This window comes from Enterococcus sp. S53 (genome assembly GCF_016516865.1).
GTDB classification, from domain to species: Bacteria; Bacillota; Bacilli; order Lactobacillales; family Enterococcaceae; genus Enterococcus_D; species Enterococcus_D innesii.
On sequence record NZ_JACVUH010000007.1, the window covers coordinates 52113 to 69668 of the forward strand.

At 40.9% G+C, this 17556-nt stretch carries 17 protein-coding genes; 8 read left to right on the plus strand and 9 right to left on the minus strand.

From position 1 onward, the window contains the following. The first annotated feature begins 351 nt into the window (after nucleotides 1-351). From IAE45_RS10535 to IAE45_RS10550, 4 genes are all read left to right on the plus strand, one after another. The gene (locus tag IAE45_RS10535; RefSeq protein WP_081119030.1) at nucleotides 352-927 is read left to right on the plus strand and encodes a recombinase family protein; all 576 of its coding nucleotides are present in this window, start codon (nucleotides 352-354) and stop codon (nucleotides 925-927) included. A gap of 466 nt (nucleotides 928-1393) precedes the next feature. Continuing rightward, nucleotides 1394-2905 carry a helix-turn-helix domain-containing protein gene (locus IAE45_RS10540; protein WP_200126095.1) on the plus strand — a complete coding sequence of 504 codons (1512 nt, stop codon included), beginning with the start codon at nucleotides 1394-1396 and terminating at the stop codon, nucleotides 2903-2905. 419 nt (nucleotides 2906-3324) lie between these two features. Continuing rightward, a complete protein-coding gene (locus tag IAE45_RS10545; RefSeq protein ID WP_200126097.1) occupies nucleotides 3325-4191 on the plus strand; it encodes a LysR family transcriptional regulator in 867 nt (288 codons plus the stop codon). A gap of 500 nt (nucleotides 4192-4691) precedes the next feature. Continuing rightward, a complete protein-coding gene (locus IAE45_RS10550; RefSeq protein ID WP_175632043.1) occupies nucleotides 4692-4844 on the plus strand; it encodes a hypothetical protein in 153 nt (50 codons plus the stop codon). 37 nt (nucleotides 4845-4881) lie between these two features. Here IAE45_RS10550 and IAE45_RS10555 read toward each other — a convergent pair whose 3' ends face one another. The 4 genes from IAE45_RS10555 to IAE45_RS10570 form a co-directional block, all read right to left on the minus strand. Continuing rightward, a complete protein-coding gene (locus IAE45_RS10555; protein WP_086293997.1) occupies nucleotides 4882-5415 on the minus strand; it encodes an IbrB-like domain-containing protein in 534 nt (177 codons plus the stop codon). After that, a complete protein-coding gene (locus IAE45_RS10560) occupies nucleotides 5342-5833 on the minus strand; it encodes a hypothetical protein (RefSeq protein WP_200126099.1) in 492 nt (163 codons plus the stop codon). The genes IAE45_RS10555 and IAE45_RS10560 overlap by 74 nt, the downstream gene beginning before the upstream one ends. Before the next feature lie 36 nt (nucleotides 5834-5869). Continuing rightward, nucleotides 5870-7177 (minus strand): DUF3440 domain-containing protein, encoded by a 1308-nt coding sequence (locus IAE45_RS10565; RefSeq protein WP_200126101.1) that lies wholly within the window; start codon nucleotides 7175-7177, stop codon nucleotides 5870-5872. Nucleotides 7178-7423: 246 nt separating this feature from the next. Continuing rightward, on the minus strand, nucleotides 7424-7948 hold the full coding sequence (locus IAE45_RS10570; protein ID WP_081119024.1) for a hypothetical protein: 525 nt from the start codon (nucleotides 7946-7948) through the stop codon (nucleotides 7424-7426). A gap of 925 nt (nucleotides 7949-8873) precedes the next feature. On the opposite strand from IAE45_RS10570, the gene IAE45_RS10575 reads away from it, so the two are divergent. After that, a complete protein-coding gene (locus tag IAE45_RS10575; RefSeq protein WP_081119023.1) occupies nucleotides 8874-9062 on the plus strand; it encodes a hypothetical protein in 189 nt (62 codons plus the stop codon). 424 nt (nucleotides 9063-9486) lie between these two features. Here IAE45_RS10575 and IAE45_RS10580 read toward each other — a convergent pair whose 3' ends face one another. The 5 genes from IAE45_RS10580 to IAE45_RS10600 all read right to left on the minus strand — a co-directional run bounded on the left by IAE45_RS10580 (nucleotide 9487) and on the right by IAE45_RS10600 (nucleotide 15335). Beyond that, nucleotides 9487-10413 (minus strand): LacI family DNA-binding transcriptional regulator, encoded by a 927-nt coding sequence (locus IAE45_RS10580; protein ID WP_200126231.1) that lies wholly within the window; start codon nucleotides 10411-10413, stop codon nucleotides 9487-9489. A 229-nt stretch (nucleotides 10414-10642) separates the two neighbouring features. Further along, complete coding sequence (locus tag IAE45_RS10585) at nucleotides 10643-13006, minus strand: HAD-IC family P-type ATPase (protein WP_200126103.1); 2364 nt, start codon at nucleotides 13004-13006, stop codon at nucleotides 10643-10645. A gap of 367 nt (nucleotides 13007-13373) precedes the next feature. Next, nucleotides 13374-14105: a class I SAM-dependent methyltransferase gene (locus IAE45_RS10590; RefSeq protein WP_185946528.1), complete on the minus strand. Its 732-nt coding sequence runs from the start codon at nucleotides 14103-14105 to the stop codon at nucleotides 13374-13376. A 273-nt stretch (nucleotides 14106-14378) separates the two neighbouring features. Next, nucleotides 14379-14891 carry a ClbS/DfsB family four-helix bundle protein gene (locus IAE45_RS10595; protein ID WP_081119017.1) on the minus strand — a complete coding sequence of 171 codons (513 nt, stop codon included), beginning with the start codon at nucleotides 14889-14891 and terminating at the stop codon, nucleotides 14379-14381. 27 nt (nucleotides 14892-14918) lie between these two features. Further along, nucleotides 14919-15335: an effector binding domain-containing protein gene (locus IAE45_RS10600; protein ID WP_081119016.1), complete on the minus strand. Its 417-nt coding sequence runs from the start codon at nucleotides 15333-15335 to the stop codon at nucleotides 14919-14921. 93 nt (nucleotides 15336-15428) lie between these two features. Between IAE45_RS10600 and IAE45_RS10605 the strand changes: the two genes are divergently transcribed. The 3 genes from IAE45_RS10605 (at nucleotide 15429) to IAE45_RS10615 (ending at nucleotide 17458) form a co-directional block, all read left to right on the plus strand. Then, nucleotides 15429-16337, plus strand: coding sequence for a helix-turn-helix transcriptional regulator (locus IAE45_RS10605; RefSeq protein ID WP_200126105.1), 909 nt, complete (start codon nucleotides 15429-15431; stop codon nucleotides 16335-16337). 50 nt (nucleotides 16338-16387) lie between these two features. Then, a complete protein-coding gene (locus IAE45_RS10610; protein WP_442784173.1) occupies nucleotides 16388-16897 on the plus strand; it encodes a helicase in 510 nt (169 codons plus the stop codon). 99 nt (nucleotides 16898-16996) lie between these two features. Continuing rightward, nucleotides 16997-17458: a GNAT family N-acetyltransferase gene (locus IAE45_RS10615; RefSeq protein ID WP_200126109.1), complete on the plus strand. Its 462-nt coding sequence runs from the start codon at nucleotides 16997-16999 to the stop codon at nucleotides 17456-17458. The last annotated feature ends 98 nt before the right edge of the window (nucleotides 17459-17556 follow it).

The window sequence follows — 17556 nt, forward strand, 5'->3', positions numbered from 1 at the left end:
ACTCTAAAAATGATTGGCTAACACATGCCTCGAAAAAGGTGTTGCACCAGTGTGTAACTTTCAGAATCTGTTGCATCGAAAGGAGTCAAACGGAGCTCTTATAGGTTTATCTACCTCATTCAGATGATTTCCTGAATCACTGTGTTTCCTAACATCTCAAGCGTTGTTTCCATAGCGACTGAGAACTGCCTCGTTCAACGCCGCAGGTTTCCTCTCTATAGTACATTATTTGCTTACAGAAAAAAACTACCCTTTTTCTTTTATTCATAATACGTTGGTTTTAGGTTGTATACTTAAGTGAACAAACGAGGTATTCTCTAGGTAGACTTATTTTTAAATGGAGGAAATTGTATGTCAAATATGGTTTATGGATACGCTCGCGTATCTACAAGACAGCAGGATCTTTCTCGTCAACTAGACTTGCTTGAACGATATGAATGCCACAAAATTTATACTGAAAAAATTAGCGGCATTCGCACAAATCGACCGGAATTAAACAAACTAAAAAAGCGAGTGAAAGAAAATGACAAAATTATTATTGAAAGCTTTTCACGGCTTGGTCGGAGCACCAAAGACTTGATTGATCTCGTCTATTTTTTCGAAAGAAAAGGAGTAAAAGTGATTAGTATCAAAGAAAATTTTGATACACAGACCCCTCAAGGAAAACTGATGATGACGGTTTTCCAAGCCTTCAGTCAATTTGAACGAGACATTATTGTGGAGCGAACCAAAGAAGGGCTAGATTCTGCTAGAGCCAGAGGAAATATTGGTGGGCGTCCACGAATCGACCCTAAACTGATTCAGTACGCCCTGAATCTTTATCAGAAGGAAGGTCGAACTGTCGTTGATATTTGTGCCCAAACTGGAATAAAACGATCGACTTTCTATCGCTATCTTCGTTTAGAAAACAACAACCACCTTTCATGAATAGGTGCTCTGATTTTGCTAATGACCCTAGATTCCCCGTAACAAAAAGCACAAGACGGATCTTGCTGATTTGTTTGATCCTTCAAAGATAACTTCTTAAGTTAGCTTTGAGGGACACTCACAGTTCTTTGTCCGGTGCTTTTTTCGTCTAGCAGATTGTTTCCTTTATTCTTCTTCATTGCTTTTTCTTTTGCTCTCTTTTCTAGAGGAACTTCCGATTATTTGTCCTCTCCCGAACCTAAGCTAAGATGCACCGAAACAGGCACCGTTCTTTTCGAAGGGCATTTATTCGTTAATTGAAGAGCGATTTACGTATAAGTAGCGCTTGTTACATCTGGTTCTATTAAGTTTCAAAGGATAAAGCTTCTTGATTGACGTAGAGTATTATATAATCTACTTAAAACCAACGTAATTTACATTCAGCACTGATTGCTTCCATAAGATTTTAAAAGAGGTGGTGATATCATTGTTAGAAAATTTATCAATCAATTTGCATCGAGACAAGTCATTTTCCCGTCAAGTAAAAATTTTACAGATGCTAAATGCAGCACCAACCGGTTATCATCCACAAGAATTGGCAACCTTGCTGGGTCTATCTATGCCGACAATCACGAAAGAACTCAATGTTTTAAGCGATAGCTTGCCAGAAGAACTGATTAAAATCAACTTTTCTGAAAGTAACATCGTTTCAATCAAGTATGCACCAAATGCCTCAATCAATTTAGCGATTCAGCTTTTAAGCATGGAAACACTCGAGTTTAAAATCATGTCGAGTATCATTGATAACAAAAAATACTCCATTCATCGAGCAACGATCGAATTTGGCTATTCTCGTAGTCACTTGTTGCGAACCATCAGCTACATGAACAAGTCTTTACAAACCTATTCTGTGACGATCGCTACGAATCAACTTGACTTTATTGGTACTGAAGCCGATATTCGTTTTTGTCTGTTTGTCTTTTTCTCCGCTTATGGTGACAGCACAATTTTAGATAAAGATAGCCCGGCGGATGCACGTCTTCTGGTCCAAAAAGCCAAGGGAGCCAACAAGAAAGAGTTACATTACAGTCATTATCGACTGGCCCTGTGGTTAAGTATCGCCAAACGCAGATGGCGCTATTCTTACTTTTTGAACTTGCCGCCTTCTTTAGAGCGTAACCTATTGGAAAAAGAACTCTTTAGCATTTTCTCGCAAGTATTGATCGAGTATTATTTAAAAAAATACCGGATCATTCACTTACCAAAACAAGAACTACTTTGGCTCTTCCTCACTACACTCCACTGTCTGTCTTATAGTACATTGGATGTTACTGAAGAAGATGCAGCCAAATATATTTTTCACCATACAGAAAAACCGGAAATCATTGCGGAAATTGGTCTGTTTTTAAAAAAAGGCCAACAGCCTATTTCCTCTGCAGTCTCTCAGAAAATCATCTCTTATCTAGTGAACCTACGCTTGTTATCGATGATTTCTGCCAATTATGAATTTGCTGATCCACAAATCAAAACCTTTGTTGAATCGACCTTTAAGACAGAGTACCTCGCTTGGAATAAGTGGTTGAAACAATTCAATGACCAAAGCGCCTTCTTCTCCTTTACTCACTCGGAGCATATCGCAGTCACATTGACCTTATTAAGCGAACTGGCACCTAGTACTCCGCTAAAAAAACAACGTAAAGTGGCCTTTGCTTTTCAAGGTGGCGCTGGATTGGATGCTTTCTTAGCCGCATCAGCGGAACTATTCAAAAATGATCAGACTGAAGTCAGTTACTTTTTCGAAGTGACTCCTGATACCCATGAATTGATCCACCAGGAAATTGATTTGATCGTCAGCAATTTTGATTTACACTTGAAAAATAACCCCCACTTTCAGCAATTGCGAATTTCGAATGTACCAAGTCTATCTGACTGGATGATCATTCATAAAACGATTGAACAATTGGTTCAGCCAAAGATCATCCCCGATTATTTACCGTAAGGAAACTGACGGCGCTTTACTAAAGCCAGCCGCCAGTTTCCTTCTTTCATTTGGAAGTTCAAGAAACAAGTGCTGCTGCCCCCTCTTCGCTTGCGTTTTGCCTACAGGAAAAGCAGAAATCCGGTTCCTCACATTCCTTTATATCAGTAACTTATCGATGTGTTGCTCCTGGTATCTCATCACTAGAAGCCATCTAAGTAGTCGCTGGTTCCATTGCCTGCCTTTTTTAATGGAAACAACCTCTCACTTATTTCCAGGATTCGTTATAGTAACGGTCACCAAAAATAAAAAGACTTACCCCTGAATACTACACATATTTGAAAGAACTTTTATATCTATTTTTTTGATTTACGATAAAAAAAAGAAATTATTTCACTTTCCTTTTTTTGTATAATTTGAGAAAAGAAAGGGGAACAAATGTGGATTTTATCAAAGAGCTGCAATCCTTTAAAACGATCGTCGAAGAAGGGACTTTTACGAAGGCTGCTGCCAAACTAAACTATGCCCAATCAACGGTTACCAATCATATCAAAAAGTTAGAAACAGAGTTAGAAGTGGCGTTATTTTTAGAAGGGAAAAGCAATGTACTAACATTGGAAGGCGAATTGTTGAAGCAGGAAGTCCCTGGACTGATCGCCCAATGGGAGCAGGTAAAAGAACAGTTGCACAACGCTTCAAGTATGATCGACTCATCTATACGGATGGGGATCGTTCAGCCCTATGACATTTCCATTTTGCCAGAACTGCTCCATATGTTTGCTCAGCAATACCCAAAAGTGAAATTCGAGATTCTTGTGGGAACCACAATGGAATTAGCCAAGGCAGTAAAAGAAAATCGTATTGATGTCGCACTATGCTCACTTCCTCACGAGGGAAATTTTGTTTACGAAGAATTGTTCCAAGAAGAGCTTTGCTGCATCACATCGATCCACAACCCGTTAACGATCAATAAACTAACTGATTTCGAAGGCTGCCACTTCTATCGTTTTAACGATGACAGCCTAGCACATAAAAAAGTTGAAAGCTATCTTGCCAGTTGCGTGCCATCGATCCATTGGGAATATGTCAACAATATTAGTACGATTCCTTACTTGATCGAACAAACTGGTTATTGCAGTTTAGTGCCTCGCTCTATCGTTGATCAGACCCGCGCTGGAATAAAAATCTTAGCGAATCCTTTAGCAAATACTCGTATGTCGATCGGATTGCTTTCAAAAAAATCCCTAATGCATTCTCCCAGTATTACAAAAGAATTTGTCTTTGAATTAAAAAAACGTCTGCTCTAGTTATCCAAAGGAGATTATGTATCATTGACTTTTTATGCACGTTTGCTTTTTCTAGAAATAAGTGTAGTTATTTTGAAAGGATCGTCACTGTAGAAAAGAAACAAGCTGTACAATGTCTAATGGAATCAAAGACGTTGTACAGCAAGGTTTTGAATATTTCTGACTCTCATAAAATGATGAAATCATAGCTTTTCCTCAATTTTAATCTGTGTTATCATTTTACTTTTTTTATACAAATTGATACGATTATTCATACCATTGATAAGAATCTGAAAAGAAAGGCTACTCTTAAATTTCAGAATTTTTCACCGATTGTAAAAAACAGAAACTCTCTTTTGTCCTTTCCAAAGTATACTCTACTTCGGAAAGACACAATGAACAAAAACGCTGGACACGTAAACCGCTCGACTGTATTTTTTAGTAGCAGGTAGCTATTGAACAACGAGCCTATTTTTGCAATTGTCTGAAAAGATAGGCGCTGAGAAAAGGAGGAGAAAACCATGTTTATCGTTGAAGCGATCTTCAGCTTTCTAAGAGACACATTAGGTGTGATCCTAGCCATTCTCTTAGGGACACTTTGTTTGTCGATGGTGGTCAATCTGATCGTGATCGTTGTAAAAAACACCTATACAAAATTCAAAAAAAATTATTGATCAATTGCTATCTTCCTTAGATAGCTTTTTTGATCTTCTAGGTTTCTTTTTTTCCTTTGTAATATCTTTTTTCAAACTCAATCCAAGACTTGCTGAATTCATGGTTGGAAAAGGCGCTTTTTAATCCTGAGCGTTGTTTAAAGCGGAAAACTTCTTCACGATCCATCCCTAATTCCTTGGCAATTCGTTCATCCGTCCAGTCATTAGCGACCAACTGCTGCACGATATTTCCCATCTTCTCGATGCCATGGGTACCGCGGGCCCGATTGTGACGAATCGTTGAAGCGATGCGATTCTCAAAAGGTTTGTCGATCACCGTGACCGGAACGCTTGGCAACGCCAAGCGCTCTTTTGCTACGATATACCGATGAAACCCATCAATCAAAATATACTGGTCTTGCTCTTTATCGTGGTAACAAACCAATGGTTGCGTAAAGCCATCTTCTCGAATCGACAGTTCCAACAAATCCATTTCTGGAGCAGCCACGGTGTTGGGATTATACGTATTCGCGTGAATCTTGCTGACTGGGATCAGTTTCGCCGCTAACACTGGAAAATCGATATCGCTCATGAGGGACTACACTCCTTTTTAGAAATGAATAATTTTTTGTTTGTCGATAGACCGCAAACCCTTTTGACTCCAAAAGGGCAATTTCACTAGGCTGGTTAGTAGAAGCGAGAATCTCTGCTTCTGGGTAGTTGCGGGTGATATCCACCAACATTTTCCGTAAAAGAAACTTTTTAAATTGAGCAGCTGGATCTTTTTCATAAAATTCCCCTAGCTCCACTTTGTTGGCGCCTTTTTCATAATAAGAAAAAGCGGTCACTCGTTTTTCATCATCAAGAATCACGTACCAGTAACAGTTCTCATCATTGACTAAGTACGGAAATTGTTGCTGATACACTCGCTCTGCAAAGAAAGCTCCCATCAATTGATAGAATTGGCTTTTCTTATACGGTGGGAAAAATAAAACCAATCGTTCGTTCACAAAACCCTTCCTCTCTACGAACCCATTCGTCCATCGTTAGGTGATTTTTTTCGTTAGATACTCGTATTTGGCATTCAATTTTTTCAACTGATACTTTGGTAAATGCTCGATCCCCAACGCCGCCCCAAAATCCACCGCCAACTCATACAATTCAGACTCATCTTTTTTCGTCAAACTGTATTGTCGCGTGCTTAAGGAAAAATCATTTTTTTCTAACGCACGAGCGATCCCTTTCCAGTCATGCCAGAGTACTTCGTTTTTTAGCCAGTCCTTACGTTTGCTCACATCGGGTATATCTTCCACTTCGATCCCGTGCTTTTCTCGATAATGATCAATCAAAATCGTGATTTTGCGGTAATAATGATCCTGTAATTTCTTTGAATAAAGTCCAATTGATTCCAGTAAAAAGACCGCATACTCTTGCCAAGTCATATGACTGGGTTTTCTCGTATTGTAATGCGCTAGCAATCCTGTCTGGGCATACAAGCGACCAAAATTGGCTCCTGACACACGATTTACGACGCGCTCCCACGTTTCCGGTTCCACCAAAGCATATTGGTACAAGCCTTTTCGTTGCTGCATGCCGTAAGGCTGACAGATCCGCATTTGATGGATCGGAACGCCATGATCATACAACTTTTCATAAAAGCCATTGATCGGCCAGTCAAATCGAGCATAGGCTCCCCAGACATCTTCGGTTTTCCAATCATAGATGGGGTAAAAATTGACAACCATTGAATCTGCTACTTGCCGTTTGATCCAGCATTGCTTCCGAAAGTTATACTTTGGCGATGTGATTGATCGATACCGATACAGACTTTCTTGTGTCCGAATACCTACACCGCAAGCAACGGGCTCAAAGCCATGGTGACTTGCGTACCAATGAGCAAAGTTTCGCAAGAACTTATCAGGATTCATATTTGCACTCTGATAAATCTCCATCAATGATTCATCTAAATCACCAAGTGAAATCGCATCTTTGGGCATTGGCTGTACCCACTTCTCCCGTTCTTGTTCATCCCACATCAGCCATTGTGGCTGAAATACGCTGGTATTGTTGTCCTCGTAAAAGGGTAAGCAAAAATGGTAAGTTTGATTGATACTTGGTAACGCTTTGATTTTTTCCATGAATACTCGTGTAGCATCATAATTTGCCTCTATATCTAAAATCAGCAGATCGAAGGTTTTCTTTTTTTGTCGGGCGACTTGATCGGCCAACTGGATCATAGCACCACTGTCTTTTCCGCCACTGAACGAAAAGTACACATGGGGAAACGTATCAAAAATATATTCCAGACGATTCATCGCCGCTTCCAGCACATTTTCCTTACAATATTTCTTCATAAAAGCTCATGTCCTCATTTTATTTGTCCTTTTTTTGAATAAGTATTACATTCTAGTATAAAGTTTCACTTGGCTTCTTACAAGGACTTAAGGGAGATTTTGCATGCGATACATGCAACTAATTGGTAACTATCATTGCAGCATGCTCCTCATTCCTCCCGACTATTCCCAGTAATCAAGAAAAAAAAGTGGGGGAAAACAGCAAGCCCCCCCCCTTCTGAAACAAGTTCAATTGCTTTTCTTGATTCATTCGGTCAAAAGAGTTTGAAGGACTTTATCAATACGCTTCATTTGTTTTTCATTGAAGTTTGAAAGCCATACTTGATCCGTAAGCAAGCGTTTCTTTTCATGCTGAAGGTCTTTGTGTCGACTGGCTTCCTTGATATTTTCAATCATCTTCAAGAAATTGCTAATTTTTTCTTCTTTAGGCAGTAGTACATATTCTTGCTTGATTGCTTCAAACTTGTCTTCATGATCGATCACCAGAAGTTGCGTGATCAAATCGTGGGCGATCCACCGATGATAGGAGTTTTTATGGGTATGCAACGCCCAGATCCGTTCCCACTCATCATAAATCAACTCAGGGTTTTTAATGGCTACTTCTTTAATGATCAAATAACTATTAAAATACTCATTGATATGGTTTTGACCATCAACGACATTCTCCACTAGTTTCTCCCTTACCTTTCGATCATCGATCGCCGTTTGCACAAACGGTTGGGGATCAAAGGATGTCGTCTGAAAATGACGCGCGATTTCTTGGTAGTCCATGCTTTCACCTTCTTTAAAAATTATCAGATTATTTTTCATGTTTGAACCTATATATGTATTTTAACAGAATTCAAGTATGAAAAAAGTGGCTTTTGTGTTCCCTCTTCTTACATCAATCATCAATTCTGCCCACGCAGATAGACTAATGTCTTTTTGAATATCATTATTTTTGGAAAAACAGTTAGGAAGAACCATCTTGATTCTTTATCCACTAACACATCTATTGATTTCTTTCATTCGTCTATTGGGCTCTCGCAAGCTTCCTTTTGTATCCTCTTCCGAAAGTGGTCCTCCACAAGAGAACGTGTTGACAACTGCTTTTTCGATAAGCACCCTATTTCAATGACATAAAAAAGGAAGTCCCGTCTTCGGAACTTCCTGCATTTCTTTTCTCTTTAAAGACTATTTCACGCATAGTTGCGAGATGCTGGATCACGCGTCCTTTCTCCGAATACCTCGGCTGGTAGGCATTTTGATCCATTGTTCTGGCGGACGCTTTCTGATTTTTTTTGGTGCAAACATCAGTTGAACAGTTCTTTTGACAAAGTTATTTCGGTATACGTTTTCCATAACTTGCACGCCCTTTTCAATTGATTTAGGAAGTGGTGACGCCGATCCTTCTTCCTATCTTTATTATAAGCCCCAAGCCGTCACAAAACAAACAATTCAGTTGCTGCTCTCGCCCTGTCGTTTAGCTAAAATCTGTGAACACTCCTTAAATAAAAGGTATATTTTCTTGAATAATGTTCAACAATTCACCGCATATTTATTGAAAAAAATAATGGAAAATTGCAGAAAAAGCTTGAATCTGCTCGAAACAAACGCCAAAGGACTGTATTTTTGAATGAAAAATCGTTTCACTTTACTTTTTCTTAAATTTTAATTATTATTCTTTTGAAATAAGATTAATGAAGGAGATAAAAACATGGAAAAATACCAAGTGTTCCCTGGTCAAAACTATCAGGCAAATGTTATTGGCTTTACCGGTTTACAAGAAGTTAGTGTGATTCATGTTTACGAAAATACTGCAACTGTTCTAATCAAAGAAACAGCTGAAACTGGTGTTGCCAAGCTATGTAATTTTCTTGTTGGTACAACACAATTAGTTAGTTGATTCTCTTTTATTAACCAAAACATGGGGAGCCATTTGCCCTCCAACATGTTATAGGAAAACGATCTAAAATTCGCCTTTTGAATGATTGGCTTTTTCCTATTCATCAATTACATTAGTATTTTTATTTATCTACTCAATATCTCTCTACTTTATATATAAATAGTGTTAGAATGAACAAAAGGAAACGTATCAGGCTTCCCCCAAGAGAATCTTCCCCAAGTACTCTTGTCTGATACGTTTCCTATTTTTGTGGCGAAAAAGCCACAGACCAATGGTAGCCCTTTACTCTGTGAAAAGCAAGCATTCAAAATTGATTTTTTCTTTCCTGTCTCATTTCCACTTACTCAGTCTTCCTTTCATAACAAGAAAGAACACGACACGATAAAAATGGTGTTCTCTTTTTGTTCTATTTTTATAACAATGATTATTCACGAATGATAAGTTCATATGGCAGAATAATCTGCTCTTGTTTTCTTTCTCGAAACAAGCGAAACGCCTCTTTCCCACACCGATCCAGATGAAATTCAACGGAAGGAAAGTGCAGCATTTGACTGATGAGGAGGTTTTCTTGTCCAATCACGATGGGTGCTGTCCCGTGAGGGTATTGATTTAAGATCATCGCTGCGATCTCGTCCCCATTTGTGATCACCCCATCGATTCCTCGTTCCTTAAAAAAGGCGGCTGCGGGAATCCCATCTTGTGCTTTGATGCAATCCCAATAAATATCTGCTTCAGAAAAATTAGGAAACAGCTCCTTGGCTTTTGCGATGGTGTTGACTGAATTGCAGCTGAGGCGTTTGCTGCGCCCTAACGTCAACCCCAAGCGTTTTACGCCTTGTTCCTTCAAATAATTGATACTGGCTGTCACAGAGCCGACCAAATCGATCGCAACGAAAGGAACGGCAGTACCGGTCGAATTTTCACAAAAAACAATCGGTCCTTTTTCCATGTAGGGATAAAACGTCTCGATATGATTTGCCCGAGTGATGACGATCAAGCCATCAAATCCCTTTGCAGCGAATTCTTCTAGATACTCTAATTCCAATTTCCGATCAAAATTGGTCGGCAATAACGTCACTTTGTATTTTTGGGCAAAGGCTTCTTCCATAATGCCATTTAAAATCCCATCAAAGAAGGCGTGATTGACAAACGGTACGATGACTCCAATATTATAGGTTTTCCCCGAGCTAAGTTTTTGGGCGATTTTATTCGGTTTGTAATCCAGCTCTTCCATCACCGCCAAAATCGCTGCTCGCTTTTGCTCATCAACATAAGGATGGCCATTGATCACACGAGAAACTGTCGTGATCGAAAAACCAGTAATTTTTGCTATATCGCGAATCGTTGCCATTTCTTTCATTCCTATCTGATTGTTTTGCTAGTGACCTAAGTCTACCATAGAAAATTTTCTGTTCCACTTTCGACAAATTTTCTGAAATGGTCCCTTGGTTGATTGTACGGTATGAAACGAGTTTCATAGCAAGAGACAAACTCCTTTTAAATAAAAATTTATTTGAAAACAAAAACTGACTGCCTAGCACGCTATAAGAGCTGCTTAAGCAATCAGTTTTTCCTACCATTTACTGAATCATTTCTTTTGACAAGCTTTTACGTTTCTTCGTATATCTTCGCATCAGTAGCTCGATGCCCTTATCCACAAAGCGTTGCATATAGGCGGAAAAATTCAACAAGGCAATCAAGAGAATGAGGTTGAGATAGCTGGTATTGCCTAGATTAAAGAGGTCACGACCGACGATCAAAGCAGCAAAGTACAAGATCTGAGTGCTGAAAAAAATCATCGTTCGATAGCTGTTGATCGCTGGATAGACTTTTTTCTGGATCAAGCGATAGTTCCAAGCAGTAAAAATAATGCTCATAATCGATAGAGCTTTACTGCTGCTGTTGAACCAATAGCCAAAGTTGATGATCAGCAGAGTTCCTACCGTAATCGTCAAGGCTGTTGGAAAAGCATTTTTGAAAATCGTTGTCATAAAGTCCCCTTTGATCCGATTGAAGTCTGGTTCAAAGTTCAAAAAGAAAGTCGGAATGCCGACAAAGCAGGCATTGATGATCGTTAATTGGATCGGCTCAAAAGGATACGTCGTTCCTGATAGCAACGTCCCCATAGTGATCATGATGGAGAATAAGACTTGCACTAGTACCAATGAACCAGAGCGAGTAATGTTATTGATCACTCGGCGACCTTCATCCATGACTGATGGCAAAGCATCAAATTGATTTTCCAAAAGCACCAGATTTGACACTTGACGCGCAGCATCAACACCAGAAGCCATCGCGATGGAGCAGTCGGCTTCTTTTAGTGCCAAAACATCGTTGACGCCATCGCCAGTCATCGCGACAGTATGCCCTTGTTCTTTCAAGTAGAGCACCATTTCTTTCTTTTGCTGAGGCGTCACTCGACCAAAAATCTGATAGTTGCTGACAGCTTCTTTTAATTCGGTCGCTGTTAATTTTGACACATCGATAAAATCAGCTGCCCCTGGTAGATTGACTTTTTTCGCGATTTGACTGACTGTCACTGGATCATCGCCAGAGATGATCTTGCATTGGATTGCCTGTGAACGAAAATACTCCAAGGTTTCTTTGGCATCTTCCCGAATCGTGTCTGACAGCAAATAAAAGCCCAGCGGTTCAATATCTGTCGGCAGTCCTGCCTCCTCATAGCCTTGCGTATTGTGCGCCAAAACGATCACCCGGTAGCCTTCTTCTGCCAGCTGTCTTTCCTGTTTTAAGACAGCTTCATGGTTGGTTCCTAGTAAAATCGACGCAGCTCCGATGAAATAAGTGCCTTGCCCTTCAAACGTGACACAACTGAATTTGCGGTCAGATGAAAAGGGGACGACTTGCTGCATCTGGTACGTCGTTTTTTCTGGGAAAAAGGTTCGCAGCGCCATTGCCGTTGGGTTCTGATCGGGTAGCTGCGCCATTAAGTTACCGGTGATTTCTGCCAGCGGTGTGTCCGATTGAAAGGAAATCGTCTTTTCCACCGTCATCTTGCCTTCGGTGATCGTACCGGTTTTATCTAAGCAAAGCACATCGACCCGTGCTAAGGCATCAATACAGTTCAATTCCTGCACCATCACTTTTTTGCGCGCCAGATAGACAGCACTGATGGTCAATGTGACACTCGTCAGTAAAAACAAGCCTTCGGGAAACATCCCCACAGCTGCCGCTACCGTCCGTAAGATGGCGGTGTTAAAAGTTGCATGAGAGAAATAGAACTGCTTGACGAACAAGAGGGTACATAACGGCACCAAAATCAGACTGATCCAACGAATGATTTTATTCAAACTGCCTTGGATCAAGTATTTTTGTCGTTTGATAGTCTTGGCTTCTTTGTTGATTTTTGCGATATAGTTGTCAGTGCCTACGTGGATCACTTGGCATAACGCTTCGCCAGCAGTGATAAAACTGCCAGAAAACAACTCGTCTGCTGGCTGCTTGTGGATCGTATCCATTTCACCAGTCAGCAAGGATTCATTGACTTCTAAAGATCCTTGAATGACTTTGGCATCCGTCGGCACTTGATCCCCGCTTTTCAGTCGTAACACATCATCCATTACGAGCTTGTGGATCGGCAAATTCTCCAGCTTGCCATCCCGATAAACATCGGCTTTGGCAACTTTTAGCAGTGCCAGCTTATCCAGCGTTCGTTTGGAACGAACTTCTTGAAAGAGATTGATGATCACATTGCTGAAGACAACAAAGACGAACAACCCGTTTTGATAAGAACCCGTCAAACAGACGAGAAAGAATAGGACACAGTTGATCAAATTGAAAAAGGTAAAGATATTGGTAAAAAGGATTTTCGGGTACGTATTTGTCGTATCCTTTTTTGTCTTATTGACTTGACCGCGCTGCACCCGCGCCTTGACTTCTCCTGACGTCAAGCCAATGGTTTGGTTGTTTTTGATGATCCTCACCCTTTCTATTCTTAGTCATTTACTTTTATTTTGCTGAATATTCAGCAAACTTGCATCAGACTTGGGAATGGTTTTGTGTTTTTTCTATAAAACCAATTGGCGTCGATTGCGTAAGATACGCCATCGACTCCCCGCTTTTTTTCTGTAAAAAAACAAGTACTGTTTAAAATATAGCATACCCTTTTACGAATTGGCGTTTCATTTTTGTCACCTTCGCGTCACTTTAGCACTTAAAATAACAGTTTATTTTATTAACTCCACTAACTAGACATTAAGCGGTCACAGGCTTCTCCAGTTATTTCTTACGATGACACAAAACAAAAAAACAGCTGATCTTCACAGATCAACTGTTTAACAATTCTTTAAGTCAGCTTTTTCTAGCAGCTATTAGCAGCATCATTGGTCGGCGCATTTCGTCTTTCATTCCCGGTACTTCCAGTAATTCTTCTGGTGGTTGTGGCTCGATCACCTTTTCTAAAATAAAGCCGTTTTGCAATAAGGTCATTAAATAGGTTGTCAGGGTACGATGGTATTTGGTCACCGTTTCACCTAAAAATCGCGCTTGCCGCTTGCCTTCATAATAGTAATGATCGACTGGAAAATGCTGGATTTCCCCCTGCCTATCATACTGCCAATCTTGCGATCCTTCCGCCGTATAAACCGGATGCTCCACCGAAAATACCAGCACACCACCAGATTTCAGCCAGACCGATATACTTTTGATCAATGTTTCGAACGTTGCCACATAGTGAAACGCCAATGAACTTAAAACAACGTCTATTGAGGCTGGAGGAAGTGTCACTTCTTCCATTGCGACACATTGATACGTTATTTTCGGATCAGGGTGCCTTTTCTTGGCCTCCTCAAGCATCCGTTGAGAAATGTCAGTTCCTAGTACTGCTGCCGCTCCATGGTCTACAGCATATTGGCAATGCCATCCATACCCGCAGCCTAAATCAAGTACCTGCTTTTTTTCGAAGTCAGGCAACATTTTTTCTAGCGTCTGCCATTCCCCAGCTCCTTGCAGGCCTTTTTGCGAACGAGTCATTTCACTGTATTTCGTAAAAAACGTTTGGTCATCATATTTGTTTTCTTTCATCATTTATTCCTCCCATGTAAATCGTTTTTTGCTGGTCTTGATCTACATGGGCTTAGGCAATTTTTTGGGAAATAATGCCACCACACATCTGCTTTTTCCTCCTTGCTCTGATTAACGCCATCATAGCACGATTTTCAGTCTCTCACAATTGATAGCAAGCCACTGGCGCTTCTTTGCCATTGTTTCTCAATGAACCGTTTTTTATGTACAGCAAAAAATCACACTATGAAAAGGGTGTGATTTTCCTGTTCGATTCATTCATTTCTCTGTTGATCAATGCAGTGCTTCTTTTTTCCATTTTCGGATTTTCGTTCTGAAATTGGTAAACGGCGCTACTGTATTGATATGGATCCATTTATAGACTGGCCACTGTGCTTTGGTGGTTGCCCAATCCCGTTGCCCTGCTTCAAACAATTCCTGATCGGATAAGCCTTCGATCCACTGGCAAAGGGCCGTCACCTTTTGATCTAAGAATTCTTGCTGCTGTGCTAAGGTCAAACTGCCGTATGTCTGATAAAAAGATTGATACAATCCGCCAAGGTTGTTCCATTTATATCCTTCAGCAGGTGTGTGAACGCTCATCCCTTGTTGTTCCTGTGCTTCCCATGACAATAACAAACTGACCCAGCCGATTTGGTAAGACAGGTTTTCTGAAGGCGTCTTATCGACCCCAGCTGTTCGCTGATTTCGTAACGCTTCGGGAATTTCAACAAATTCTTGGCGAAATTTTTGGTAACGTTCTGTGATCTCTTGGATCAAGTCTGCTTTGCTTTCGTACTGTCTCATTGACTGTCCTCCTATTCAGGAAAATGGTTACTCTTTGTCGCTTTCTTCAATGGCGATAAAAATCGTCACTTCGCCGTCTGGTGCATACTGTTCAAAATCAAAGGAATACTTGCGCTGTAGCTGCTGGTTTTCTTCCTCTGACCAGATTTGACGCCAAGTAGTCAGAATGCCCTGCGCATCGCGCCGATCGACCGGATACATTTTCCAAGTATATTTTTCTGTATCAAAGTCTGCTTGCTCCGTTTCTTCGAAACAAAGCGAAACGGCATAGTCTCCTTGATAGTTTGACTCATACTCGTGGTAAACGCAAGCGATGACCGTTCCTTTTTCTGCGGCTTTCTTGACCGCCTCGCTGTTTTTCTCCCATAAGCCAGTGATTTTTGCTTGAATCGCCGGATCAGTAAAATTATTGGTTCTTTCCGTTGCCATTATCGAAAATTTCATTAGTGTTCCTCCTTCTTTGTCTTTATGATACGATAGAAACCTAGACACCTTGTGTCAGTGTTTTATCATCTTTTTATAAAAGGAGTAAATCAAGTGAGCACGACACGCCTGTTCGGCCTTATCTACCACCTGTTGAATCATGAAAAAGCAACGACATCTGAATTAGCCAAACAATTTGAAGTCTCGACTCGCACCATCACCAGAGATATCAATACCCTAAGCAGTATTGGTGTGCCCATCTATACCGAAACGGGTCGAAATGGCGGCGTTTATCTGTTAAGCAGTTTTGTGTTGGATAAAGTGTTATTATCAGAGGAAGAACGAAAAAACCTACTTTTGGCGTTGAAAGGGATTCGCCAGCTAACGCCACAGATCAGCGGAGAATCATTGGCAAAACTACAATCCTTGTTCCAGCAAAACTATACAGACTGGCTAGAAGTTGATTTTTCCACTTGGCATCGGCGAGAAAATGGCAACGACACGTTTGATTTATTAAAAAAGAGTATTTTAACGAACCACGTGATCACCTTTGACTATATCAGTAAACAGGGACCGCAAAAACGCGTCTGTCAGCCTTACAAACTGCTTTTTCGTTCGCAAGCATGGTATCTGCAAGCCTTCGACCAGCAAAAGAATGCCTTTCGGACATTTAAAATCAGCCGTATGAGTCAGGTCCACGTCACTGAACAGCATTTTTTTCCGGTCACTGCGCCTAATTCTGCCATTGAATTGACTGTTGACACCTATCCCGCTCGTCTATTCTTTCAAGCCGACGTTCTTTATCGGGTATATGATGAGTTCGATCATCAGGATATTACTTTGACGGAGGAAGGCACTGCTGTGGTTACCGTTGAGTTACCCGAGGAAAGCTGGGTGGTGCCCTATTTGTTCTCTTTTGGAAAAAGCCTGCGTATTTTAAGTCCCCCTCGACTAAAGAATCGTTACCAAGAAGAAGTTGCTGCGATTTATGCCAATTTGTCTAAGAACGAGGGTGCGAACTGATTTTTTAAGAAAAGGATCCCTAGTTGAAAGGAGTGTTTGATTTGAAAGAAGTGATCGTAGACTATGGCGGGGTTTCGCTAGCCCGCCTTTGCCAGCAGTTGGAAGAACAGCAGATTCACTTAAACGCGTATGGCAACCAGCTCTTGCGCCATCCCCATCTCTCCCTCAGTGCCGATAAACAGCGTGCTACTTGTGTGATTGTTTCCCTTAAAGAACTGGGACTCACACAAGGTGGCTCGTTGACGGAGATTTTTGCAGCTGCATTTTCTTACGGATTGACCGATTGTACCTTGGAAATGGCCTTACACTTTCGCCTCGGCTATCGTCAACTGGCAAATAGTACCGGACTGAAATCCCACGGAAAAGCGCCAGCTGCTGCAATCACGATTGCTTCTATGCCTTTGGAAAAAGCCGACGATTTCCCCAAAGGATTCTACGTTCGCCGCATCGATGGTTGTGACTGGTTGCGAGGCTATACTTGCGATGCACGCCACCAATTTTCCCCGGATGATCTGTTTTTGTTTCAACGACGAGACCCGTTGTCAGAGACCTTCATCTGAAGGGGAAACAAACCGTTTCATATCAAATGTCTTTGTTTCTCATTGCCTACAATCATTCTGTAGGTTAAGAAGAGCCGAAAAGGACAAAAGGAGAAACAGATGAACTTAATCCCAATGAAAGACAGCGACTATGCTGCTTACTTAACCAATGCAGTTTTCGAATACGCCAATGACAAAGTCCAAGCAGGCACATGGGCCAAAGACGAGGCCCTCGCCCTAGCCAAAGAAAGCTTTGCTTCCCTGCTTCCTCAAGGGACTGCCACCGAAAACAATCACTTGTTTTCTTTATTTGCAGCTGATTTTAGTGAACCGATCGGGGTGATTTGGGTCAACACAGCTGCCCAGAAAGCCTTCATCTATGACTTTATCATCGAGGAAGACCAGCGAGGAAAAGGCTATGGCACCAAAGCGTTACAGGCTTTGGAAAAGTGGGCGTTCCAGCAAGGCATCACTGAAATCGGCTTGCACGTTTTTGCCCATAATCAGTCTGCGTATCAGCTATACAAAAAAATGGGCTATTTGGAAACAGATATTACGATGGTTCGACGTTTCGCTGAATGAGTGGTGTTGAATATGCCCGATCATTAGAACAAAAAAATTGATTGATCAGTGCCGGAGCCAAACAAAAAGAAACGACAGAAAATCGTCGTTTCTTTTTT